We start from the raw sequence: 21,422 nt of genomic DNA on the forward strand, positions 1-21,422 counted from the left end.
CCGGTGGGGGGTCACTTGCGGCGGCGGGCGCCCCGGCGCATCTGGCTCGGCTTGCGCAGCGGGTCGCCGGCCTCGATCTGGGCCGTCCGCCGGTTCGCACCGTACTCCGCGAGCGCCTCGGCGAGCGCCGCCGCCGACGGACGCTCGGCCATGACGTCCACCCGCAGGCCGTACTCCTCGGCGGTCTTGGCCGTCTGCGGGCCGATGACCGCGATGACCGTCACGTTGTGCGGCTTGCCCGCGATGCCGATGAGGTTCTTCACCGTGGACGACGACGTGAACAGCACCGCGTCGAACCCGCCGCCCTTGATGGCCTCGCGGATCGGCGCGGGCGGCGGCGCGGCCCGGACGGTCCGGTACGCGGTGACGTCCTCGCACTCCCAGCCGAGCTGCGTCAGCCGGGCGATGAGCGTGTCGGTGGCGATGTCGGCGCGCGGCAGCAGGACCCGGTTGATGGGGTCCAGGTCCTCGTCGTAGGGCGGCCACACGTCGGCCAGGCCCTCGCTGGACTGCTGCCCGTCGGGCATCAGGTCCGGGTGGACGCCGAACTCCACCAGCGCGGCGGCCGTCTGCTCGCCCACGGCGGCGACCTTCAGCCCCGCGAACGCGCGTGCGTCCAGGCCGTAGTCGGTGAACTTCTCCCGGACGGCCCGGACCGCGTTGGTCGAGGTGAACACGACCCACTCGTAGCGTCCGGTGACCAGGCCCTTGACGGCCCGTTCCATCTGCTGCGGCGTGCGCGGCGGCTCCACCGAGATGGTCGGGACCTCGTCGGGCACCGCGCCGTAGCCGCGCAGCCGCGTGGACAGCGACTCGGCCTGCTCCTTGGTGCGCGGGACGAGCACGCGCCACCCGAACAGCGGCTTGGTCTCGAACCACGACAGCTTGTCGCGCCAGTTCACGACGTCGCCCACGATGATCATCGCGGGCGACTCCATGCCCTTGGTGTCGGCGGCGAGCCGGTGCAGCGTGGAGACGACGGTCTCCTGCTCGGTCGTCGTGCCGAGGCTCGTCATCGCGGCCGGGGTCGAGTCCGGACGGCCCGCCGCGACGAGCCCCTTGGCGACCTCGGCGACCGTCCCCTCCGCGCCGAGGATCACGAGCGTGACGCCGGGCGCGGCGAACTTCTCCCAGTCCACGCCGCCCTCGGACGCGTCCACGACCCGCACCTCGCGGTGCTTGCCGTCGGTCAGCGGGATGCCCGCGTACCCGGGCACGCCGGTCACCGCGGACACGCCCGGGACGACCTCGAACGGCACGTCCGCCTTGCGCAGCGCGGCGGCCTCGGCGGCGAGCCCGCAGCCGAGCCCCGGGTCGCCCCGGTAGAGCCGGACGACGTGCCGTCCCGCCCGTGCGGCCTTCACCGCGAGCTTGGCCGGGTCGCCCGCCGCGGCGTCGACGAACTCGGCGTCCGCGCGGGCGTGCGCGCGGACCTCCGGGTGCACGGCGGCGGGGTCGGCGATGACCACGTCGGCGCGGGCCAGCTCGGCGGCGGCGCGCAGCGTCAGCAGGCCCGGATCGCCCGGTCCCATGCCGACGAGCGCGACGTAGCGCTCCTCCTGCGGAGCGTCGTCGGCGGAGTTCTGGTCAGCGGGGCTCATCGTCAAGCTCCCCCATCAACTGGTCGGCCCCCTGGTCGAGGAGCCGGCGCGCGAGTTCGCGCCCCAGCTCGTCCGGCCAGTCCGGGTGGCCGCTTGCGGACAGCCGAATCTGCCGCGCGCCGTCGACGCCGACGACGTTCGCGGTGAGACGCAGCTTTTGTTCTACTTCGGCAGCGTATGTTCCCACGGGTGCCGAACATCCCGCTTCAAGCACGGCGAGCACCGTGCGCTCCGCGGTGACGGCCGCACGCGACGCCGGGTCGTCCACCGCCGCCAGCAGCTCGACCAGGTCGGCGCGGTCGGCGCGGCACTCCAGCGCCAGCGCGCCCTGGCCGGGCGCGGGCAGCATCTGGTCGGGGTCGAAGACCTCGGCCACGTCGGCCAGCCGCCCGATGCGCTTCAGCCCGGCGTAGGCGAGCACGACCGCGTCCAGCTCGCCGTCGGCGACCTTCCGCAGCCGCGTGTCGGCGTTGCCGCGGATCGGCACGACCTCGATGTCGGAGCGCAGCGCGCGCAGTTGCGCGACCCGGCGCGGCGACCCGGTGCCGACGCGGGCGCCGCGCGGCAGGTCGGCCAGCTTGCACGGACCGCAGAGCGCGTCGCGCGGATCGTCGCGGACGGGGATCGCGGCGAGCGCGATCCCCTCGGCGGGCCCGGTGGGCAGATCCTTCAGCGAATGCACCGCGAAGTCCACCTCACCGGAGAGCAACCGGTCGCGCAGGGCGTTGACGAACACCCCGGTACCGCCGATCTGCGCGAGCAGCGCCTTGGAAACGTCACCCTGCGTCGTTACCCCGACCAGCTCGACCATATGCCCCGTACGCTGCGACAATGCGTCCGCGACCAGACCGGACTGCGTCATCGCCATCAAGCTCTTGCGGGTCCCGAGCCGCAGCGGCTCCCTCGCCGTGCTCATGGGCTCGTCCCTCCCGTGTCGTTCCTGCTCCAGGGGCGGTCGCCGCCCGCCGCCGTCTCCTCGTCGGCCGGATCGGCCGCCATGTCGGCGCGGGCCACGGCCTCGGGCGCCTTCGGGTCGAGGTCGAACAGCTCGCGCAGCGCCGCCGCGTAGGTGTCGCCGCCGGGCGCCGCCGCCAGTTCCTTCACCTTGACGGTCGGCGCGTGCAGCAGCTTGTCGGTGACCCGCCGGACGGTCTGCGCGATCTCCCGCCGGGCGCGGTCGTCCAGTTCGGGCAGCCGCCCGGAGAGCCGGGCCAGCTCCGTCGCCACGACCTCGGCCGCCTTGGCGCGCAGCGCGACCACGGTCGGCGCGACGGCGGCGGCGCGGGCCGCGCCGAGGAACGCCGCGACCTCGTCGGCGACGATCCGGCGGGCCGCCTCGACGGCCTCCGGGCCGATCGCCCGCGCGGCCTCCTCGGCGTCCCGCAAACGCTCCAAACCGGCCAGCTCGACGCCGGGCAGGTCCCCGGCGGCCTCCTCGACGTCGCGCGGCAGCGCCAGGTCGAGCAGGAAGCGGCGGCGCCCGTCGGCGCCCACACCGCACGCCGCGAGCTGCTCGGCGGTCAGGACGAGCCCGGACGCCCCCGTGCACGACACGACGAGATCGGCGGCGGCCAGTTCGCCGTCCAGCGCGTCCAGGTCGATCGCGCGGGCCGGGACGTCCACCGTCGCCGCCAGCCGCTCGGCCTTCGCGCGCGTCCGGTTCGCCACGACGATCTCGCGGGCGCCCGCCCGGCCGAGCGTCGCGACGGCCAGGCCGCTCATCGCGCCCGCGCCGACGACCAGCGCCCGCACGCCCGACAGCGGCCCGAGGTGCGCGGCGGCGACGTCCAGGCCGACGCCGACCAGCGACGCGCCCGCCTTGTCGATGCCCGTCTCGTGGTGCGCGCGCTTGCCGACGCGCAGCGCCTGCTGGACGACGTCGTGCAGGGCGGACCCGATCGTCCCCTCCGCCTGCGCCAGCCGCAGCGCCGCGCGGAGCTGGCCGAGGATCTGCCCCTCGCCCACCACCATCGACTCCAGGCCGCACGCCACCGCGAACGCGTGCTGGACGGCCCGCTCCTCGTAGTGGACGTACAGGTGCTCGGCGAGGACGTCCAGCGGCACCGACGAATGCAGCGCCAGCAGCTCGGAGATCGCCGAGACGCCGCCGTGGAACTTGTCCACCACCGCGTAGACCTCGACCCGGTTGCAGGTCGAGACGATCACGGCCTCGGCGACGTTCGGGGACTCGTGCACGGCGTGCAGCAGCTTGACCAGGTCGTCGCCCGACACGGCGGTCTTCTCCAGGACCGGCACCGGGGCGCTCCGATGGCTGAGGCCCACCACCAAGACGCTCATCGGCCGGACTCCTCCGCTGCTGTCACCGTGTCTCCCGCTCGCCCTGCTTCCAACGCGCTCACGCGTCCACCGCTTCCACGTAATGGGCGGGACCCGGCGGGCCGTCGCCGTCCGGCAGCTCGGGGCCGCCGGCCTTGCGCTGCTCGTGGAAGGCGAGGATCTGCAGTTCGATCGACAGGTCGACCTTACGCACGTCCACGCCGTCCGGGACGGAAAGGACGACCGGCGCGAAGTTCAGCACACTGGTCACCCCCGCCGCGACCACCCGGTCGCAGACGCCCTGGGCGGCCCCGGCCGGCGTCGCGATCACGGCGATCGAGACGGAGCGCTCGGCGATGACGTCCTCCAGCCGGTCGACGTGCTCGACGGTCATGCCGGAGATCCGTTCGCCGACGATGGCGTCGTCGGCGTCGAGCAGGCCCGCGACCCGGAAGCCGCGGGAGGCGAAGCCGCCGTAACCGGCGAGCGCCCGGCCCAGGTTACCGAGCCCGATGATCGCCACGACCCAATCCTGGGTCAGGCCCAGTTCACGAGAGATCTGGTAGACGAGGTACTCGACCTCGTAGCCGACGCCCCGGGTGCCGTACGACCCGAGATGGGAGAGGTCCTTGCGGAGCTTCGCGGAGTTCACCCCGGCGGCGGCGGCCAGCTCCTCCGACGAGACGGTCGCGACGCCGCGGTCCTGGAGCCCGTGCAGGGCGCGCAGGTACACCGGAAGGCGCGCCACGGTGGCTTCGGGAATGCCGCGCTCGGCGCGGTCGCGGGTGCGGTTCTGACGAGATGTCACGGGCCTGCTCTTCGGGGGCTCGACGCTTAGCTCCGACCCTGGACGGCGGGGGCCGCGGCCTGGCGGCCGAGACCCGGCCCGCCCAGGACTGCCCTCCAGATTAACCCTTGTGAATACGCGCACAAAGTCGCCCCCGGGGCAGAGCGACCCCGCCTTAAGCCAACATCAAGCCCACCAGCGGCGTTTCCGCCGGATGAACGACGTGCCGGGACGGAATCGGGTGTGATCGACGGAACACCGTTCGGTCAGCCGCGGAGCCGTCCGATCGCGGCGCGCAGCCGGGCCTCGTCGACCCGCCAGAAGTCGTGCCGGACGCCGTTGAGGAACGTCACCGGGATCTGGTCGCCGTACTCGCGCAGGTCGTCCTCGGACGCGGTGACGTCCCGCTCGTCCCAGGGGACGTCCAGGTCGGCCGCGACCCGCTCGACCACCGCGCGGGCGTCGTCGCAGAGGTGGCAGCCCGGCTTGCCGAGCAGGGTGATCCGGACGTCCGTCACAGCGGACGGCCCTGCGCGGCCGGGGACGCCGCCGGCGGCACCTTCGCCGGGCCGAGCTTCAGGTCGATCACGTTCGTGGCCAGCACGTGCGCGCGGGCGTCGGCGAGGAACCGCAGGACGTGCGGCTGCCGCTGGTGCGCGGTGAACGACACCTCGTCCCGGAACAGGCGGTAGATGATCCGCTGCGTCGGGGCGTTGGCGACGGTGTGGCAGGCGAGGACGAGCGCGTCCGGCTCGGTGCCCGCGCCCCGGACCAGTTCCTCGGCGACGCGGTCGAACGCGTCCTCCCGGCCGTCCAGCAGCGTGTAGACGGTGATCTGGCCGCGCGCGCGGGACAGGTCGGTCCCGGCGGGGACGGCCGGGACGGCGACCGGCGGCACGTCCAGGCTCGTCGGCGGCGCGGGCTCGGGGAACCGCAGCTCGTTCGGGTCCGGCTCGGGGAAGCGCAGCTCGCCGCGCGGGTCCACGCCCGCCGGGGCCGGCTGCGGCTCGGGCGCCTGCGGCGCGCGGTAGGCCTGCTCCTCGTAGCCCGTGGCCGGCTCCTCGTATCCGTCCTCGTAGCCGTCCTCGTCCTCGTAGACGGGGATCGTCCGCATCGCGCCGTACCAGACCAGGCCCGCCGCGCCGCCGAGCGCGAGCGCCGCCAGCGGGCCGGGCAGCAGCCCGCGCGTCCCGGCGACGGTGAGGACGCCCGCCAGCGCGACCAGCGCGACGGGGATCAGCAGCTCGGCCGCCTCCTCGTCGCGGCGGGACGCCAGCAGCGCCGTCACGATCGCGCAGCCGACCAGCGCCAGGACCGCGACGACGTGCGCGCCGTCGATCAGCACCAGCGGCAGCGGGCCGTAGGTCTTGCCCGGCTTGGGCAGCGCGTCGGTGAGCGTCCCGACCGTCGGGTCGAGCAGCGCGATCGGCACGACGATCACGGTGTAGGACGCCGTGAACAGCCAGAAGCTGAAACGGATCTGCACGAACCGGGCGACCAGCTCCACCACGCCGAGCGCGAGCCAGAGCGGCGCCAGCAGCGCCGCCCCGATCTCCACGACGCGGAAGAGGATCGGCTTGAAGCCGAACGCGAACCCGGCCGTCATCGCGATGAGCGCCAGGCTGAGGCCGACCAGCGTCACCGACCACGCGATGAGGTAGAGCAGCCGTTCCTTCGAGGCGCGCGAAACCAGCAACCAGGTGGCGGTGAGAGCGCCAGCGGTCGCGAGGAGCGCGAGGAGAGCGGAGACCATCGTGGTGCTTATGGTGCCCGATACAGACGTCCGACGGGTAACCACTCCCTGAGAAACGCCCCCAGGACGCCCGGGCCGGGGGCTCGCCTGGCGGCTCGCCCCCGGCCCGGATTGAACTCCACGGGCGCGGCGCGGCAGCCGTAAGTGACTTGCGGCTGCCGCGTCCCCGCCCGCGCGCTCCGCGGGCGGGCGGGGACGCGGCGGAAAGGGGCGACTAGGCTCTGTTCATGCGGTTTTTCTGGCATCGCGGCAAGGGGCACGATCCGGTCCGGGCGGGCGAGGCCGCCGCCGCGGCGGCGGCGGAGCCCAGCCCGCTGCCCGAACCCGACCCGCACGCGGCGGCCTTCTTCGACGTTGACAACACGATGATGCGCGGCGCGTCGATCTACTACTTCGCGCGCGGGCTCGCCGCCCGCAAGCTGTTCACGCTGCGCGACCTCGCGATGTTCGCCTGGGGGCAGGCGGCGTTCCGGGTGCGGGGCGCGGAGAACGCCGAGCACATCGGCAGCGCCAAGGAGGCCGCGCTGGCCTTCGTCGCCGGGCAGCGCGTCGCCGACCTCGTCCGGCTCAGCGAGGAGATCTACGACGAGGTCATGGCCGACCGGATCTGGCACGGCACCCGCCGCATCGCCCTCCAGCACCTGGACGCGGGCCAGCAGGTCTGGCTCGTCACCGCGACGCCCGTCGAGGTCGCCCGGACGATCGCGCACCGCCTCGGGCTGACCGGCGCGCTCGGCACGGTCGCCGAGTCGTCGGGCGGCGTCTACACCGGACGGCTCGTCGGCAACCTCCTGCACGGCGCCGCCAAGGCCGAGGCGCTGCGGGCGCTCGCCCAGCGCGAGGGCCTGGACCTCGCGCGCTGCTCGGCCTACAGCGACTCGATCAACGACCTGCCGATGCTGACCGCCGTCGGCCACCCGCACGCCGTCAACCCCGACGGGGCGCTGCGCGAGCACGCCCGCGAGCACGGCTGGCCGATCCACGACTTCCGCACCGGGCGGAAGGTCACGATGGTCGCGCTGCCCGTCGCGGCGGGCGCGGGCGCGCTCGCCGGCGGCGTCGCGGCGGGCGTCGCGCTGCGCCGCCACTACCGCGACTGACCCCTACCGGAACGCCGGGCCGCGCCGCATCAGCGCGTCGTACACCATCTGCTGGACGACCTCGCGGACGTGGTCGGTCAGCTCGAAGACGGTCATCGGGTCGTCGGCGGCGTCCGGGCCGTACTCCTCCAGCGGCACCGGCTTGCCGATCTCGATCAGCCACCGGGACGGCAGCGGCACGAGCCCGCCGAGCCCGAGCAGCGGGAACGTCGGCGTCACCGGGAAGTAGGGCAGGCCGAGCAGCCGCGCCAGCGGACGCAGGTCCGCGATCTTGGGGTAGATCTCCTCGGCGCCGACGATCGCGACCGGGACGATCGGCGCGCCCGCCTCCAGCGCCGTCCGGACGAACCCGCCGCGCCCGAACCGTTGCAGCCGGTACCGCTCGGCGAACGGCTTGCCGATGCCCTTGAAGCCCTCGGGGAACACGCCGACCAGCTCGTCCTTGGCGAGCAGGCGCCGCGCGTCGCCGGGGTTCGCGAGCGTGTGGCCCGCCTTGCGCGCCAGATGGCCGAGGACGGGCACCTGGTAGACGAGGTCCGCGCCGAGCAGCCGCAGCGGCCGGTCCGCGCGGTCGTGGACGGCGACGGTCAGCATCAGCGCGTCCAGCGGGAGCGTCCCGGAGTGGTTGGCGACCAGCAGCGCCCTGCCCTTCTCGGGCAGGTTCTCCAGGCCCTCGACCTCGATGCGGAACCAGCGCTCGTACAGGGCGCGGGCGATGGGGAGCAGGACGGACTCGTTGAGGTCGGGGTCGAAGCCGAACTCGTCCACGTCGTAGGCCCCGGCGAGGCGGCGGCGCAGGAACGCGACCGTCCGCCCGACGGGGTTGCCGGCGGCCGGGACGCCGGCGCCGTGCAGCGGGATGACGGGCGCGACCGCGTCCCGTTCGTGCCGGTGGGCGTGCATGGGCCCCCTCATCAGCGGCCGAGCGTCGCCGTCAGCCGGTCGAACAGGTCCAGCGGTGCGGTCCCGCCCGGCGGTCGCGCGGCGGCGAAGTCGGCGAGGGCGGCCTCGGTGGTGTACTCGGGCCGCCATGCCAACTCGTCCGCCAGCCGGGACGTGTCCATGACCCGGCCGTAGGTGAGCCAGCGCAGCAGTTCGGGCGAGAACCCCGACATACCCCCAAAACGCCGTCCCATGTCCCCGAGGACCGAGATCGACGGGGCGGGCATCGGAACCGTCGGCCGGTGCGCGCGGCGCAGCGCCTGCGACAGCAGCAGAACGCCGTCGCCCGCGACGTTGTAGCAGCCGGGATGGTCCTCGACGGCCATCCGGCGCAGCACTTCGACGCCGTCGTCCTCATGGAGGAACTGGAGGCGGGGATCGAACCCGAGCACGGTCGGGACGACCGGCAGCGCGAGGTAGCGGGTGAACGGCGAGTCCACCCCGGGGCCGAGGAAGTTGGCGAACCGCAGCACGCTGACCGACAGGTCCGACCGGCGGCGCTGGAGCCCCCGCACATAGCCCTCGATCTCGGCGGCGTCCTTGGCGAACCCGTGCCGGGGCGGGCGTGCGGGCTCGTCGTCCTCGGCGAACACGGCCGGGTCGCGCGGCGAGGACCCGTACACCGCCGCCGACGACCGCACGACGAGCCGACGCGTCGACTCCGCGCGCTGGCACGCCGCGAGGAGCTGCATCGTCCCGATGACGTTCAGTTCCTTGATCGTCGCGCGCGGACCGGACGGCGCGGTCACGAGGTTCAGGTGGACGACGGTGTCCACCCGCGCCGCCGCGATGATCCCGGCGATCGCCGGGGTGCGCAGGTCGACGCGCACGAACTCGGTGCGGCCGAGCGTCACCGGCGGCGCGACGGTGTCCACGCCGATGACCCGCTCGATCTCCGGATCGGCCTGGAGCGCGGTCGCGACCCGTGCGCCGAGCGAACGTGCGACGCCCGTGACGAGGACGACACGGGCGGAGGGCCTGGCCGTCACCGTGCGCCCCCTTCGCGGCATTACGCCTTGCGGGCCTGCTACTTCTTGTTGCGACGCTGAATGCGCGTCTTCTTCAGCAGCTTGCGGTGCTTCTTCTTCGCCATCCGCTTACGACGCTTCTTGATGACAGAGCCCACGAGACCTCGCTCGGCAAATCGGGGTGAGAAACGAACAACGGGCATGCGGCGGCAGAGGCCGAAACCCCGGCGCCATAGTCCGAACCACAAGCGTACCGCTGACACGGCACGAGTCAGGACGCCGGTGTTTCGCGACGTCCCGCCCGTCGCGCGGACGCCGGTCGGTCAGGGTGGTACCGGCCCGCGTTCCGCCCGGGGGGCCCGGGGGCGGAACCGGTCCGGCGGGCGCGCCGCCGGGCCTGTTCCGCGTCCGTCGTGTTTCGTCGTCGCCGCGTTGTCCGTCCTGCGGTGCCGCCGTCGAACGCCCGTGCCGTCCGTCAGCCCGCCTCGATGTACGCGTCGCGCAGGTACTCGTGGACGGCCTGTTCGGGGACCCGGAACGAACGGCCCACACGGATCGCGGGCAGTTCGCCGGAGTGGACGAGTCGGTAGACGGTCATCTTGGACACCCGCATCACCGCCGCCACTTCGGCGACGGTCAGGAACCTGACCTCACTCAGAGGCCGCTCGCCTGAGCTCATCGGACGCCCTCTTCCACACGTGCCGCGCACCGGCCCTCCGGGTGACTTTGATCACGCACGTGTACTCCCTCAGCGTAAATCGTGCATCGACAGTCGCAAGAGGGGAGTTCCACCCATTTCCGTCTCCGGACCTGGCGAATCGGTCACAATGCCCTTGCGCCGCCGCACGGCAGGGACGTGACGGAGCGTCACTCATCTCCCGGCCGCGCCATCCGAACCGTCGATGACCTGGGCTTCCATCATGCACAGGCGCTCTCATCCGGGGCGAGCGCATCGGCCGGGTGATCTCGTCACGGACGGTGATGAAACGCCCTCCGCGAGGTGAGGGGCGCGCGTCAGGCGCGGGCCGCGCGCTCCAGCAGATACGCGGTCATCGGCTCGTAGTGCTGCGGGGATACGCCGTCGTCCAGCGGAACGACGACGTCGATCTTGCCCTCGGCCGCGCCGGTGAACAGCGCCGGGTCGTTACAGTCCGCGAACCCGACGGTGTCGATCCCGGCCTGTCCGGCGGCGCCCGCGAAACCGTGGTCGGCGATGGCCAGATCCGGCCAACCGCTTCCGTTTGGGCCCGAAAGCCCGTCCGCGGACAGCTCGGCGAGCATCGCTTCCATCGCGTCCGGGTCGTGCGAGTGCTGGACGGCGCCCCGCTCGTCCACGACCATCGCGACCCCGGCGAGCGCGTAGACGAGCCGGCGCGGCGTCCAGGCGCCCCGCCAGTCCTGCACGTCGTACGTCCAGCCCTCGGCGGGCCGCAGCACGCGGCACCCCGCGTCGGCCAGGAACCGCGCGACCTCCTCGTACACCGGCGTCAGCGTCGCGGGGTGCCCGGTCGCGAGCAGGACGGTCTCGCGCCGCCGCGCGGCGGCGCCGATGCGGTCGCCCATCGCCTCCAGCGCGTCGATGGTGATCTCGGGGTCGATCGTGTCGTCGCCGTACAGGTGCAGCGGGTCCGCGACGACGCCGCAGCGCTCGACCATGACGTCCAGGACGTCGCGTTCGGTCCACGTCCGGTCGAACTTCAGGCCGAGCTGGTAGTACGGGTCGCCGTTCGCGAGGCGGCGGTAGTGCAGCAGGTTGTTCTGCCGCGGCGTCGCGACGTCGCCCGCGATCATCGTCGCGACCAGGTGGGCGCGCAGCTCCGCGCGGTCGGGGGCCATTCAGATCTCCAGGGGGTCGAGGCCCAGGTCCGGGAAGACGGCGCGGCGCGTCGCGACGATCGCCTGGTCCACCGGGTTGGCCGGGTCGTAGCCGGAATCGAACGGGCGGAACTCCACCGTCCGGCCGTCGGTCATGCGGCGGGGCGCGATCTCGTCGGTGCGGGCCCGGACCAGCTCGCGCCAGTCGTCGGGGGTCTGCGTCCCCGGCGCGACGGGACGGCCGGACGCCTCGGCGAGCAGGTGCGTCCACGCCCGCGGCACCACCTGCACCAGCTCGTATCCGCCGCCGCCGGTCGCGATCCAGCGCCCGTCCGCGACCTCGTGCGCGAGGCGGTGCAGCGCGGCGTGGGCGGTGCGCTGGCCGTCCACGGTGAGGAGCAGGTGCGCGAGCGGGTCGAGGGCGTGCGCGTCCGCGCCGTGCTGGGTCACCAGGACCTGCGGACGGAACGCGCGCAGCGCCTGCGGGACGACCGCGTCGAACGCCCGCAGCCACGGACCGTCGGAGGTGCCCGGCGGCAGCGCGATGTTGACGGCCGAGCCGATCGCGTCCGGTCCGCCCGTCTCGGTGGGAAAGCCGGTGCCCGGGAACAGGGAGCGCGGTGACTCGTGGAGGCTGATGGTGAGGACGCGGGGGTCGTTGTAGAACGCGTCCTGCACACCGTCGCCGTGGTGGACGTCGATGTCCACGTACGCGACGCGCTCGGCCCCGTTCTCCAGCAGCCAAGCTATGGCGATGGCCGGGTCGTTGTAGACGCAGAACCCGCTGGCGGATCCGGCGAGTGCGTGGTGAAGGCCGCCGGAAACGTTCACGGCGTGCCGGGCCTCGCCCGTCCAGACCGCGCGGGCCGCCGCCACCGACGCGCCCGCGACCAGCGCGGACGCCTCGTGCATCCCGAGGAACACCGGGTTGTCCTCGGTGCCGATCCCGTACCGCTCTTCGGCGAGCCCGGTCGCGCCCGCGTGCCGGACGGCGGCGATGTAGGCCTCTTCGTGGACGAGCCGCAGCAGCGCGTCGTCGGCCGCGTCGAAGCCCGTCACGGTGACGTCCGGGCCGTCCAGGACGCCGAGCGCGCGGGCCAGCGCGACCGTCAGCTCCACCCGGACGGGGTTCATGGGGTGCCCGGGGCCGAAGTCGTAGGACGTGAGCCGGTCGTCCCAGAGGACCCGCAGCCCGCACCCCTCGGTGGACGGCTCGGGCGGCAGGCTGCTCATGACCACACGGTAGCGCCCGTCCCGACCGGGCGGTCAGGTGAGGTGGGTCACCCCCCTGACCTCGGCGGACACACCGGGAAGATCGTTAAACGGAGGACATGGGTGACAAAGATGTGACGTGAGCCACCGGACGGAAACGGGAAGGAAACGGTTACGACCGAAATCCACCCCCGAGGAAGGCCGATGGATACGCGAACCGGGCGTTCCACCGGGGTGACTCCGCTGCCGACGACCCGCGCGGCGAAGCCAGCCCCCCACGAACGCCGTCCGACCCGGCGCAGCCGCCTCATCCACCGCGCGCTGCGCTTCGGCGTCTACCCGGTGATGCACCGCGTCCCGGGCCACGCCGGAAGTCTGCGCACCGCGCGCTCCACCGTGGAGGCGGCGGCGCTGCTGCTGCCCGGCGACGCCCGCGTCCGGGTGCGCCCGGTGCGGGACCCGGGCGTGGAGAGCGGCGGCGCGCCGCTGGAAGGCGAGTGGGTGGTCGCGCGGTCCGCGCCGGACGGCCCGGCGCGCGGCGCGATCCTCTACCTGCACGGCGGCGGGTACGTGGTGTGCTCCCCGCGCACGCACCGGCCCATCACCGCGCGGCTCGCACACGACACCGGGCTGCCCGTGCTCGTCCCCCGCTACCGCCTCGCGCCCGAGCACCCGTTCCCCGCGCCGCTGGAGGACGCCGTCGCCGCGTACCGGTGGCTGCTGGACCGGGGCGTTCCCCCGTCCGGGATCGTCATCGCCGGGGACTCGGCGGGCGGGCACCTGGCCGCCGCGCTGACCGCCGAGATCGTCCGGACCGGCCTGCCGAACCCCGCCGGGACCGTCCTGTTCTCCCCCTGGGTCGACCTGAGCTGCGAGCTGTCGGTGCGCGCGCAGCTCGACGCGCGCGACCCCTACATCAGCGCGACGGCGGCCCGCCGCGTGGCGCGTCTCGTCGTGGGGTCCGCCGGCTTCGACGACCCGCGCCTGGCCCTGCTCGCCGCCCCCTGGACCGGCGCCCCGCCGGTGCTGATCCAGGTGGGCGGCGCCGAGGTGCTGCGTCCCGAGGCCGAGGCGCTCGCCGCCGCGATCACCCGCGCCGGCGGACGCTGCGACCTCCAGGTCTGGAACGGCCAGATGCACGTCTTCCAGATGCTCAACCGCGTGACCCGGGAGGCCAGCACGGCGATGCGCGAGACGGCGCGCTTCGTCCGCGAGGTCACCGCCGCCCCGCCCCGCCCGAAGAAGAAGACGACCGCCGTCGCCTGACCCGGACCTGAGGCGTCCCCGCGCGGCTCCGCGACCCCCCTGCGCCGGCCCCCCGCGGGGACGCCTCGCCATCCCGGTCAGCGGGTCAGGATGACGAGCTGCTGGGTGGCTCGGGTCATCGCCACGTAGCGGTCCACCGCTCCTTCGATGCCTTCGCCGAAGGTTTCGGGGTCGATGAGGACGACCAGGTCGAATTCGAGGCCCTTGGAGAGTTCCGGTGTCAGGGAGCGGACGCGGGGGCGTTCGGGGAACGTCGGGTCGCCGATGACGCAGGCGACGCCCTCGGCGTGGTCGGCGAGCCAGGTGTCCAGGAGTCCTTCCAGGTCGGACAGGGTGCCGTGGGTGACGGGACGGCCGCCGGAGCGGATGGACGTCGGGACGTTGGCGTCCGGGAGCGCCGCGCGGATGACGGGTTCGGCGGCCGACATGATCTCTTCGGGCGTCCGGTAGTTGATCGTCAGGGAGGACTCCTCGATGCGGTCGAAGCCGACGCGCGCGAGGCGTTCCCGCCAGGACTCGGTGAAGCCGTGCCGGGCCTGGGCGCGGTCGCCGACGATCGTGAAGCTCCGGGACGGGCACCGCTGGAGCAGCATCTGCCATTCGGCGTCGGTCAGCTCCTGCGCCTCGTCCACGACGATGTGCGCGAACGGGCCGGCGAGCGGGTCCCGTTCGGTGCCCGCCGGTTCGGTCTTGTCCATCAGGTTCTCTTGGAGGTCCTCGCCGCGCAGCATCGTGACCGCGCCCTCGCCGTCGTCGTCGGCTTCGAGCAGGTCGGCGGCGACCTGGGCGCGGTAGGCGCGTTCCTCGGCGGCCGACGCCTGGCGCTCGCGGCGGCGCCGGGACGCCTTCGGGTCGCCGAGGCGCTGCCGGGCCGCGTCGAGGATCGGCAGGTCCGCGGTCGTCCAGGCGTGCGGGTCGGCGCGCTGCAACGTGCTGATCTCCTCCGGGTCCAGCCAGGGCGCGCACAGGCGCAGGTAGGCGGGCACCGTCCACAGGTCGCCGACGAGATCGTCCGGTTCGATCACCGGCCAGGCGCGGTTGAGGGCCGTGCGCAGCTCGCGGTCCCGGTCCAGGGACGCGCGGATCAGGTCGCGCGGGGCCTCTTCGTCGTGCTTGTCGATCAGGATGTCGATCAGCTCGTCCCAGATCAGGTCGAGCGCCTCGTTGTGCGGAACGGACGAGCCGGCCGCCGCGAACGCCTCCGCCCAGTCGCCTTGCGTCACGCGGACCTCGGACCAGTCGGTGGTGACCTTCATGCTCTCGGCGGGCGGACGCTCGTAGAACCGGACGGCCTTCTCCACCGCCCGCACCATCCCGGCGGACGCCTTCAGCCGCGCCGCCTCGGGGTCCTTCTCGTCCGCCGCCGTCGCGCCCTCCGGGACGAGGTCGCGCAGCGTGCAGGTCTGGACGCCCTCCTCGCCGAGGCTCGGCAGGACGTCGGAGACGTAGGCCAGGTACGGCTGGTGCGGGCCGACGAACAGCACGCCGCCGCGCCGGTGCCCGAGCCGGGGGTCGGAGTAGAGCAGGTACGCGGTCCGGTGCAGGGCGACGACGGTCTTGCCGGTGCCGGGGCCGCCGTCCACGACGAGCGCGCCCCGCGAGCCCGCGCGGATGATGGCGTCCTGGTCGGCCTGGATCGTGCCGAGGACGTCGCGCATCCGGGGCGAGCGGGTGCCGCCGAGGCTGGCGATGAACGCGGACTGGTCGTCCAGCGCGGCGTGGTCCTCGAAGCCGTCGGCGGTGAAGACCTCGTCCCAGTAGTCGGTGACGCGGCCGTCGGTCCAGCGGTAGCGGCGGCGGCTCGCGAGGCCCATCGGGTTGGCGTGGGTCGCGCCGAAGAACGGCTCGGCCGCCGGGGACCGCCAGTCGAGCAGCAGACGGCGGCCAGCGGCGTCGGTGAGTCCGAGACGTCCGACGTAGACGGGCTCGGAATCGTCCGCGCCGACCATGTGGCCGAGGCACAGGTCCAGCCCGAACCGGCGCAGCGTGCGCAGCCGGGCCGTCAGCCGGTGGACTTCGAGGTCCCGTTCCAGCGCCCGCTGACCCTTGCCGCCGGTCGCCTTGCGCTCGGCGTCCAGGCGGGCGGACAGGTCGGCGATCTGCTCCGCCAGCGTGTCGGCGATGGCGGCGAAGTGCCGCTCGTCGGCGGCGATCAACTTCGGGTCGGCCTTGGCCGACAGCCGGTCGGGCAGCGCGAACGCGCGGGTGTTCATTTCGTCTCCGAGGTGATCGCGTCGAGCAGGAGCTTGGCGGCGACGGCCGCGCCGTCGGTGCGGATGGCCGGGGCCACCTCGCTCGCCCGGCCCTGGGCCGCGAGCGCGGTGGCGAGCGCGGACGCCAGGGACGCCGGCGTCAGGTCCGGCGCGTCGTGGAGCGCTCCGATGCCGAGTTCGGCGACCCGGCCGCCCCAGTACGGCTGGTCCACGACCTGCGGCACGACGACCTGGGGCGCGCCCGCGCGGGCGGCGGCCGTCGTCGTGCCCGCGCCGCCGTGGTGGACGACCGCCGCGACCCGTCCGAACAATTTCTGCTGGTTGACTTCGCCGATCGCGAGGCAGTCCGCCGCGTCGTCCGGGGTCAGGCCCGCCCAGCCCCGGGCGATGATCGCGCGGCGGCCCACGGCGCGCGCCGCCGCGACGGCCGTCCGGGCGACGTCCCGCGCGCCGTGCATCGGCATGCTGCCGAACCCGACGTAGACCGGGGGCGGGCCGGCGGCAAGGAACGCCTCCAGCTCGGGCGGGAGCGGACGGTCGTCCGGCCGGATCCACGCGCCGGTCTGGACGACGTCGACGTCCGCCGGCTCCCGCCACGGCGCGAGAAGCGGGTCGGCCGCCAGCCACGGCCGGTCCGTGAAGACGTGGTCGCGGACGGCGTCCACCGGCGGCAGCCCCACGGCCGCGCGGTGCCGGTTGAGCGGGGCGCGGAACAGGGCGTCGACGTTCTCGGCGTCCAGGCGCCACAGCTCCCGGTTGTCCGTCACGTCCGGCGGGAACGGCTTCGGCGGACGCTGCGACGCCGGGTGGTGCGGCGACGGCAGCGTGACCGGCTGGAAGCACGCGTAGGCGTACGGAATGCCCAGTTTCTCCGCCACCGACCGTGCCCCCGCCGGGACCAGGCCCGTCGCGACCAGCGCGGAGCAGCCCTCGGCCGCTTCGGCGACCGGACCGAAATGGTCGGCGACCCAGCCGGCCGCGCGCTCGAACGCGTCGTCGGCCGTGGGCGGCCGGTCCCCGCCGACCCATGCGCGCAACGACTGGCCGAACGGGACCATCGTGATCCCGTCCGCCGCGAGCAGGTCCGCGAACTCCTCGTCCGGCGGCGCGCACACCCGCGCCTCCACGCCGAGGTCCCGCAGCCGGACGGCCAGCGCGGCCATCGGCTCCAGATCGCCGCGCGACCCGTACGTCAGCAGCAGCACTCGCACCATCGTCCCCCGTTTCCGCAGGCAGTGAGCCTCCGGCGGACGATTGTGAAGCACGGAGGGGGTCTTGCCGCAAGCCCCCCTGTGCGCTATAAATTGAGACTGGAGGGGAGCGGAAGCTCCCTTTTTTCATGCCCCGGGCACGGCGAAGGCCCCGCCCGGGGGAGCGGGCGGGGCCTGGTCTCTACCGGAATCAGCCGCCGATCAGCGGGAGAACCTGGCTGCACGTCGGCTTGACCTCGTGCGCCGGGTCGAGCGCGTTGAGCATGAGCCGCAGCGCGACGTGGTCGAACGCGATCGCCAGGTGCTCGGTGTAGTCCTGGTCGCAGACGTTCTGGACGGTGATGTTCGTGACGTCCGGGCCGGTCAGGAACGCCGACTCGTACGGCGTCACGACCTCGTCGTACTTGGACGCGATGACGGTGTACTTGACGCCCGGCATCGTGTCGCCGCCCGCGTTGAGCTTGGTGAGGACGGCCGAGCCGGGGGCCTGCTGCACCCACGCCGGGCCGCCCAGCGCGTCCAGCGGCACCTGGAGGAACGGGAAGATCTTCAGCAGGTCCGCGAAGCCGCTGACGCTCGCGCCGTGGTTGCTCGGCGCCAGCCCGACGAGCGAGGCCACCTTCGCGGCGCCGCCGTTGAACTTGAGGTAGTAGCGCGGCGTGATGCCGCCGCCCTGCGAGTGCCCGACGAGGTCGACCTTGTCGGCACCGGTCGCGGCCAGCACCTTGTCCACGAACACGGCGAGTTCCCCGGCGGACGTCGGGATGTCGCCGACCGCGGTCAGCGCGCCGTACTTGCCGTAGTTCAGGGCGAAGACGCAGTACCCGTTGTTCTTCAGCAGCGGGGACATCGCGTTGAAGTTCAGCGCCATCGTGGCGCTCGTCCCCTCGACCAGGACGACCGGGCGCGGGTGCGCGGCGGACGGCTTGCACGAGAAGTCGTTCGCGCCCGGCGGGGGCGCCGAGGAGAACACACCCGGCAGCGCGTCCAGCGAGCTGTACTTCACCGGCAGGGCGGTGTCGGCCTGGGCCGCGGCGGGGAGCGACAGGGCCGCGACGGCGGCGACGGCGGGCGCGAAGACCGCGCGGCGCCAGATTCTCCGAGCTGAACCGAACATGGGGTGGGGGCTCCTCTTTCTCACCTGTGACCAGTGCCACAGGCAAGGGGAATAGAACCAGCGCCCCTCAGCCCGAGCTACGCACGCTGCTGATAAACCGTCCGCCCAAAAACACCCCTGGGTGCGCAGGTCAACCGGCGGCCAACGCCCGGGCCCGGTCGCGGGCGGCCTCCAGGGCCTCGATGACGGCCGCGCGGACGCCGTGGCGCTCCAGTTCGCGGATCGCGGCGATCGTCGTCCCGCCCGGGGACGTCACGGCCTCGCGGAGCAGGACCGGGTGCTCGCCCGTGTCGCGGAGCATCGTCGCCGCGCCCACCGCCGACTGGATCACCATCTCCAGCGCGGCGGCGCGGGGCATGCCGAGCAGGATGCCCGCGTCCACCATCGCCTCGACCAGAAAGTAGAAGTAGGCGGGGGCGCTGCCGGAGAGGGCGGTCGCCGCGTCCTGCAACGACTCGGGGATCCGGACGACCTTGCCGACCGGGCTCAGCAGTTCCTCGGCCAGCTTCAGGTGGTCCTCGCCGGCGTGCGAGCCGGCGGACAGGACGCTCATCGCCTCGTCCACCAGCACCGGCGTGTTCGACATGACGCGGACGACCGGAACGCCGTCGGCCAGCCGCTCCTCGATGAACGCGCACGTGATGCCCGCCGCCATCGAGATCACCAGCGTGCCGGGCGCGACGTGCGGGCCGATCTCGGCCAGCAGCGCGCCCATGTCCTGCGGCTTCACGGCGAGGACGAGCGTGCCCGCCTCCCGGGCCGCGTCGGCGTTCCCGGCCGTCCGGACGCCGTGCCGCTCGCGCAGCAGCGCGGCCCGCTCGGGGCGCCGCGCCGTCACGACGATCTCGTCCGGCCCCCGCCCGGCCCGCAGGACGCCCGACAGCAGCGCCTCGCCCATCTTCCCGGCACCGAGAATCGCGATCATTCGACACACCTTGACGTGGGGGTTCACGGACCCGTCCAGCCTAGGGCCCTCCCCCGGCGCGGTCAGTCGCGCGTCACCACCGACCGGACGAAGAACGCCAGGTTCGCCGGGCGTTCCGCGAGCCGCCGCAGGAAGTAGCCGTACCACTCGGTGCCGTAGGCGACGTAGACGCGCATCCGGGCGCCCGTCTCGGCGATCCGCGCCTGCTCCTGCGGACGGATCCCGTAGAGCATCTGGTACTCGAAGGTGTCCGGCCCGCGCTCGTTCAGCACGGCCAGCGCCCCCGCGATGTCGACCAGCCGGGGGTCGTGCGTGGCGACCATCGGGTAGCCCTGCCCGGCCATCAGCGCCTTCAGGCACCGGACGTAGGACTTGTCGACGTCGTCGCGGCGCGTGAACGCCACCGACTCCGGCGCCCCGTACGCGCCCTTGCACAGCCGCACCCGCGACCCCGCGTAGGCCATCTCGGCGGAGAACTCCTCCGCCCGGCGCAGGTACGCCTGGACGACGAGCCCCGTGTCGGGGAAGTCGCGGCGCAGCTCGCGCACCGAGTCCAGCGTGGACTCGACGGTCGTGTGGTCCTCCATGTCGATCGTCACGGACGTGCCCGCCTCGTGGGCCGCCGCGCAGACGCGCCGCGCGTTCTCCAGCGCCGTGTCCGGGTCGAGCGCCTGCCCGACGGCGGTGAGCTTCAGCGACACCTCGGCGCGGTCGGCGAGTTTGGCCTCGGCGAGCCGGCCGAGCAGGTTCTCGTAGTAGGCGACGGTGCGCGCGGCCTGCGCGGTGTCGCGGACGTCCTCGCCGAGGACGTCCAGGCTTACGAGCCGGCCGCTGCCGACGATCCCCTCGGTCACGTCCAGCGCCTCGTCCATCGTCTCCCCCGCGATGAACCGGTGGACGACGTCACGTGTCAGCGGTGCCCGCTCGACCAGCGCCTGCGCCCTGGGGCTGGTCGAGACGGCCTGCAATGCCTGACGGAGCACGGCCCCTCCCCCTGTCGGCCGGACCCGTCCGGCCTTCTCCCCCGGCATACCCGGACGGAGCCAGAGATCACGAAACCGTGCCGACCCTGTTCCCGCCGCCGTACGTCCGGACGTAGTTCGCCATGTCCGCCGTCTTGATCGCGGTGAACAGCGCCCCGGACCGCTTGCGGTCGAGCAGCACCACGCTCTGCCTGCCGCGCGACGCGCTGCCCTTGTTCGGGACGGTCATGAACGTGATGTCCGACGCCCGGATCCCGCGCAGGCTCAGCGCCAGGGACCGGAGCTTGCCCGCCCCGACCTTGTCGTCCACGCTGATCGACTTGGTGAACGCCGACAGGAAGCGGTCGAGCTTGAGCGGGTTGGTGATCGTCCCGCCGTCGGCGGCCTTCTTGGCGAGCGCGCCGAGGAACGCCTGCTGGCGCTTGATCCGGTCGAAGTCGCCGTTCGGGAGGTTGTAGCGCTGCCGGACGAACGTCAGCGCCTGCTCGCCGTCCAGCTTGTGCTTCCCGGCGGACCACTCGACGTGCCGCTTCGGGTCGTAGACGTCGTTCTTCACGGTGACGGTGACGCCGCCGAGCGCGTCCGTCATCGACTTGAAGCCGTTGAAGTCGATCGCGCCGAAGTGGTCGACGCGGACGCCGGTCAGGTGCTCGACGGTCTCGATGAGCAGCGGCGGCCCGCCGTAGGAGAACGCCGCGTTGATCTTCTGCTCGCCGTAGCCGGGGACGTCCACCCACGAGTCGCGCGGGAATGAGACGACGTAGGCCTTCTTCCGGTCGGCGGGCAGGTGCAGCAGCATGATCGTGTCCGAGCGCTGCTGCCCGGTCTTCCAGACGGTTCCGCCGGTGCCGGTCGTCCCGGCCTTGGCGCGCGTGTCGGACCCGACGAGCAGCCAGTTCTCGGTGCCGACCGCGCTCGGGCCCGGACGGTTCGCGTCGTTCGGCATGACGCCGTGCAGCCGGTCGATGTTGCCGTTGTAGGCGCTCTCGCGCTGCCACACCAGCCCGGCGAGGCCGAGCACGACGAGCACGAGGAACACCCCGACGCCGATGAGGACGCGGGGCCAGCGCCGCTTGCGCGGACGCGGGGCGTCGTCGTCGCCGGGGTCGCCGCCGGGCAGGACGGCGTCCAGCCCCTCCTGCGCCCCCTCGGACGGGACGGGCTCGGAGCCGGGCGCCGGAGGTGTGGTCATGGCGCGGGAGATTATCAGTACGAAGGGCGACAGATCCGGCGGTCGACCCGATCTGACGTG

Annotated in this window: 20 protein-coding genes; 2 read left to right on the forward strand and 18 right to left on the reverse strand. The window is 73.4% G+C overall.

What is annotated here, in order from left to right:
- Nucleotides 1-11: 11 nt before the first annotated feature.
- The 6 genes from BTM25_RS21050 to BTM25_RS21075 all read right to left on the reverse strand — a co-directional run bounded on the left by BTM25_RS21050 (nucleotide 12) and on the right by BTM25_RS21075 (nucleotide 6,418).
- Complete coding sequence (locus BTM25_RS21050) at nucleotides 12-1,601, reverse strand: bifunctional uroporphyrinogen-III C-methyltransferase/uroporphyrinogen-III synthase (protein WP_103564522.1); 1,590 nt, start codon at nucleotides 1,599-1,601, stop codon at nucleotides 12-14.
- Nucleotides 1,588-2,517 carry a hydroxymethylbilane synthase gene (hemC, locus tag BTM25_RS21055; protein WP_103564523.1) on the reverse strand — a complete coding sequence of 310 codons (930 nt, stop codon included), beginning with the start codon at nucleotides 2,515-2,517 and terminating at the stop codon, nucleotides 1,588-1,590. Before hemC ends, BTM25_RS21050 begins: the two co-directional genes overlap by 14 nt.
- Entirely contained in the window at nucleotides 2,514-3,899 is a 1,386-nt protein-coding gene (locus BTM25_RS21060; protein ID WP_103564524.1) for a glutamyl-tRNA reductase, read from the reverse strand. The genes hemC and BTM25_RS21060 overlap by 4 nt, the downstream gene beginning before the upstream one ends.
- Before the next feature lie 58 nt (nucleotides 3,900-3,957).
- Nucleotides 3,958-4,686, reverse strand: a complete 729-nt coding sequence (locus BTM25_RS21065; RefSeq protein ID WP_103564525.1) for a redox-sensing transcriptional repressor Rex — start codon at nucleotides 4,684-4,686, stop codon at nucleotides 3,958-3,960.
- Between the two features lie 245 nt (nucleotides 4,687-4,931).
- The gene (locus tag BTM25_RS21070; RefSeq protein WP_103564526.1) at nucleotides 4,932-5,183 is read right to left on the reverse strand and encodes a glutaredoxin family protein; all 252 of its coding nucleotides are present in this window, start codon (nucleotides 5,181-5,183) and stop codon (nucleotides 4,932-4,934) included.
- Nucleotides 5,180-6,418 carry a putative quinol monooxygenase gene (locus BTM25_RS21075; protein ID WP_103564527.1) on the reverse strand — a complete coding sequence of 413 codons (1,239 nt, stop codon included), beginning with the start codon at nucleotides 6,416-6,418 and terminating at the stop codon, nucleotides 5,180-5,182. Before BTM25_RS21075 ends, BTM25_RS21070 begins: the two co-directional genes overlap by 4 nt.
- 227 nt (nucleotides 6,419-6,645) lie before the next feature.
- Here BTM25_RS21075 and BTM25_RS21080 point away from each other — a divergent pair, with 227 nt between their 5' ends.
- Nucleotides 6,646-7,518, forward strand: coding sequence for an HAD family hydrolase (locus BTM25_RS21080; RefSeq protein WP_103564528.1), 873 nt, complete (start codon nucleotides 6,646-6,648; stop codon nucleotides 7,516-7,518).
- Between the two features lie 3 nt (nucleotides 7,519-7,521).
- Here the strand turns inward: BTM25_RS21080 and BTM25_RS21085 are convergent, their stop codons facing one another.
- The 6 genes from BTM25_RS21085 to BTM25_RS21110 all read right to left on the reverse strand — a co-directional run bounded on the left by BTM25_RS21085 (nucleotide 7,522) and on the right by BTM25_RS21110 (nucleotide 12,476).
- Nucleotides 7,522-8,433 (reverse strand): lysophospholipid acyltransferase family protein, encoded by a 912-nt coding sequence (locus BTM25_RS21085; RefSeq protein WP_103564529.1) that lies wholly within the window; start codon nucleotides 8,431-8,433, stop codon nucleotides 7,522-7,524.
- Nucleotides 8,433-9,470 carry an NAD-dependent epimerase/dehydratase family protein gene (locus tag BTM25_RS21090; protein ID WP_103564530.1) on the reverse strand — a complete coding sequence of 346 codons (1,038 nt, stop codon included), beginning with the start codon at nucleotides 9,468-9,470 and terminating at the stop codon, nucleotides 8,433-8,435. Before BTM25_RS21090 ends, BTM25_RS21085 begins: the two co-directional genes overlap by 1 nt.
- Nucleotides 9,471-9,487: 17 nt before the next feature.
- A complete protein-coding gene (locus BTM25_RS21095) occupies nucleotides 9,488-9,586 on the reverse strand; it encodes a 30S ribosomal protein bS22 (protein WP_018654693.1) in 99 nt (32 codons plus the stop codon).
- Nucleotides 9,587-9,903: 317 nt separating this feature from the next.
- Nucleotides 9,904-10,107 (reverse strand): helix-turn-helix domain-containing protein, encoded by a 204-nt coding sequence (locus BTM25_RS21100; protein ID WP_026341537.1) that lies wholly within the window; start codon nucleotides 10,105-10,107, stop codon nucleotides 9,904-9,906.
- Between the two features lie 335 nt (nucleotides 10,108-10,442).
- Entirely contained in the window at nucleotides 10,443-11,264 is an 822-nt protein-coding gene (locus tag BTM25_RS21105; protein ID WP_103564531.1) for a phosphatase, read from the reverse strand.
- Nucleotides 11,265-12,476: an acetoin utilization protein AcuC gene (locus BTM25_RS21110; RefSeq protein WP_103564787.1), complete on the reverse strand. Its 1,212-nt coding sequence runs from the start codon at nucleotides 12,474-12,476 to the stop codon at nucleotides 11,265-11,267.
- 183 nt (nucleotides 12,477-12,659) lie between these two features.
- Between BTM25_RS21110 and BTM25_RS21115 the strand changes: the two genes are divergently transcribed.
- On the forward strand, nucleotides 12,660-13,721 hold the full coding sequence (locus tag BTM25_RS21115; protein ID WP_103564532.1) for an alpha/beta hydrolase: 1,062 nt from the start codon (nucleotides 12,660-12,662) through the stop codon (nucleotides 13,719-13,721).
- A gap of 77 nt (nucleotides 13,722-13,798) precedes the next feature.
- Here the strand turns inward: BTM25_RS21115 and helR are convergent, their stop codons facing one another.
- The 6 genes from helR to BTM25_RS21145 form a co-directional block, all read right to left on the reverse strand.
- A complete protein-coding gene (helR, locus tag BTM25_RS21120; protein ID WP_103564533.1) occupies nucleotides 13,799-15,934 on the reverse strand; it encodes an RNA polymerase recycling motor ATPase HelR in 2,136 nt (711 codons plus the stop codon).
- Nucleotides 15,931-17,148: a glycosyltransferase gene (locus BTM25_RS21125; RefSeq protein ID WP_235828514.1), complete on the reverse strand. Its 1,218-nt coding sequence runs from the start codon at nucleotides 17,146-17,148 to the stop codon at nucleotides 15,931-15,933. Before BTM25_RS21125 ends, helR begins: the two co-directional genes overlap by 4 nt.
- 187 nt (nucleotides 17,149-17,335) lie before the next feature.
- Nucleotides 17,336-18,262, reverse strand: a complete 927-nt coding sequence (locus BTM25_RS21130; protein WP_103564534.1) for a lipase family alpha/beta hydrolase — start codon at nucleotides 18,260-18,262, stop codon at nucleotides 17,336-17,338.
- 130 nt (nucleotides 18,263-18,392) lie between these two features.
- Nucleotides 18,393-19,187: a pyrroline-5-carboxylate reductase gene (proC, locus tag BTM25_RS21135; protein WP_103564535.1), complete on the reverse strand. Its 795-nt coding sequence runs from the start codon at nucleotides 19,185-19,187 to the stop codon at nucleotides 18,393-18,395.
- 62 nt (nucleotides 19,188-19,249) lie between these two features.
- A complete protein-coding gene (locus tag BTM25_RS21140) occupies nucleotides 19,250-20,170 on the reverse strand; it encodes a proline dehydrogenase family protein (RefSeq protein ID WP_235828515.1) in 921 nt (306 codons plus the stop codon).
- A 67-nt stretch (nucleotides 20,171-20,237) separates the two neighbouring features.
- Nucleotides 20,238-21,362, reverse strand: coding sequence for an LCP family protein (locus BTM25_RS21145; RefSeq protein WP_103564537.1), 1,125 nt, complete (start codon nucleotides 21,360-21,362; stop codon nucleotides 20,238-20,240).
- Nucleotides 21,363-21,422: the final 60 nt, after the last annotated feature.

The organism is Actinomadura rubteroloni (genome assembly GCF_002911665.1).
GTDB classification, from domain to species: domain Bacteria; phylum Actinomycetota; class Actinomycetes; order Streptosporangiales; family Streptosporangiaceae; genus Spirillospora; species Spirillospora rubteroloni.

Bases quoted from the DNA above. Each gene is read 5' to 3' on its own strand.
- BTM25_RS21050 (WP_103564522.1), bottom strand. From the start codon at position 1,601: ATGAGCCCCGCTGACCAGAACTCCGCCGACGACGCTCCGCAGGAGGAG.
- hemC (WP_103564523.1), bottom strand. From the start codon at position 2,517: ATGAGCACGGCGAGGGAGCCGCTGCGGCTCGGGACCCGCAAGAGCTTG.
- BTM25_RS21060 (WP_103564524.1), bottom strand. From the start codon at position 3,899: ATGAGCGTCTTGGTGGTGGGCCTCAGCCATCGGAGCGCCCCGGTGCCG.
- BTM25_RS21075 (WP_103564527.1), bottom strand. From the start codon at position 6,418: ATGGTCTCCGCTCTCCTCGCGCTCCTCGCGACCGCTGGCGCTCTCACC.
- BTM25_RS21080 (WP_103564528.1), top strand. From the start codon at position 6,646: ATGCGGTTTTTCTGGCATCGCGGCAAGGGGCACGATCCGGTCCGGGCG.
- BTM25_RS21085 (WP_103564529.1), bottom strand. From the start codon at position 8,433: ATGAGGGGGCCCATGCACGCCCACCGGCACGAACGGGACGCGGTCGCG.
- BTM25_RS21090 (WP_103564530.1), bottom strand. From the start codon at position 9,470: ATGCCGCGAAGGGGGCGCACGGTGACGGCCAGGCCCTCCGCCCGTGTC.
- BTM25_RS21100 (WP_026341537.1), bottom strand. From the start codon at position 10,107: ATGAGCTCAGGCGAGCGGCCTCTGAGTGAGGTCAGGTTCCTGACCGTC.
- BTM25_RS21105 (WP_103564531.1), bottom strand. From the start codon at position 11,264: ATGGCCCCCGACCGCGCGGAGCTGCGCGCCCACCTGGTCGCGACGATG.
- BTM25_RS21110 (WP_103564787.1), bottom strand. From the start codon at position 12,476: ATGAGCAGCCTGCCGCCCGAGCCGTCCACCGAGGGGTGCGGGCTGCGG.
- BTM25_RS21115 (WP_103564532.1), top strand. From the start codon at position 12,660: ATGGATACGCGAACCGGGCGTTCCACCGGGGTGACTCCGCTGCCGACG.
- helR (WP_103564533.1), bottom strand. From the start codon at position 15,934: ATGAACACCCGCGCGTTCGCGCTGCCCGACCGGCTGTCGGCCAAGGCC.
- BTM25_RS21125 (WP_235828514.1), bottom strand. From the start codon at position 17,148: ATGGTGCGAGTGCTGCTGCTGACGTACGGGTCGCGCGGCGATCTGGAG.
- BTM25_RS21130 (WP_103564534.1), bottom strand. From the start codon at position 18,262: ATGTTCGGTTCAGCTCGGAGAATCTGGCGCCGCGCGGTCTTCGCGCCC.
- proC (WP_103564535.1), bottom strand. From the start codon at position 19,187: ATGATCGCGATTCTCGGTGCCGGGAAGATGGGCGAGGCGCTGCTGTCG.
- BTM25_RS21145 (WP_103564537.1), bottom strand. From the start codon at position 21,362: ATGACCACACCTCCGGCGCCCGGCTCCGAGCCCGTCCCGTCCGAGGGG.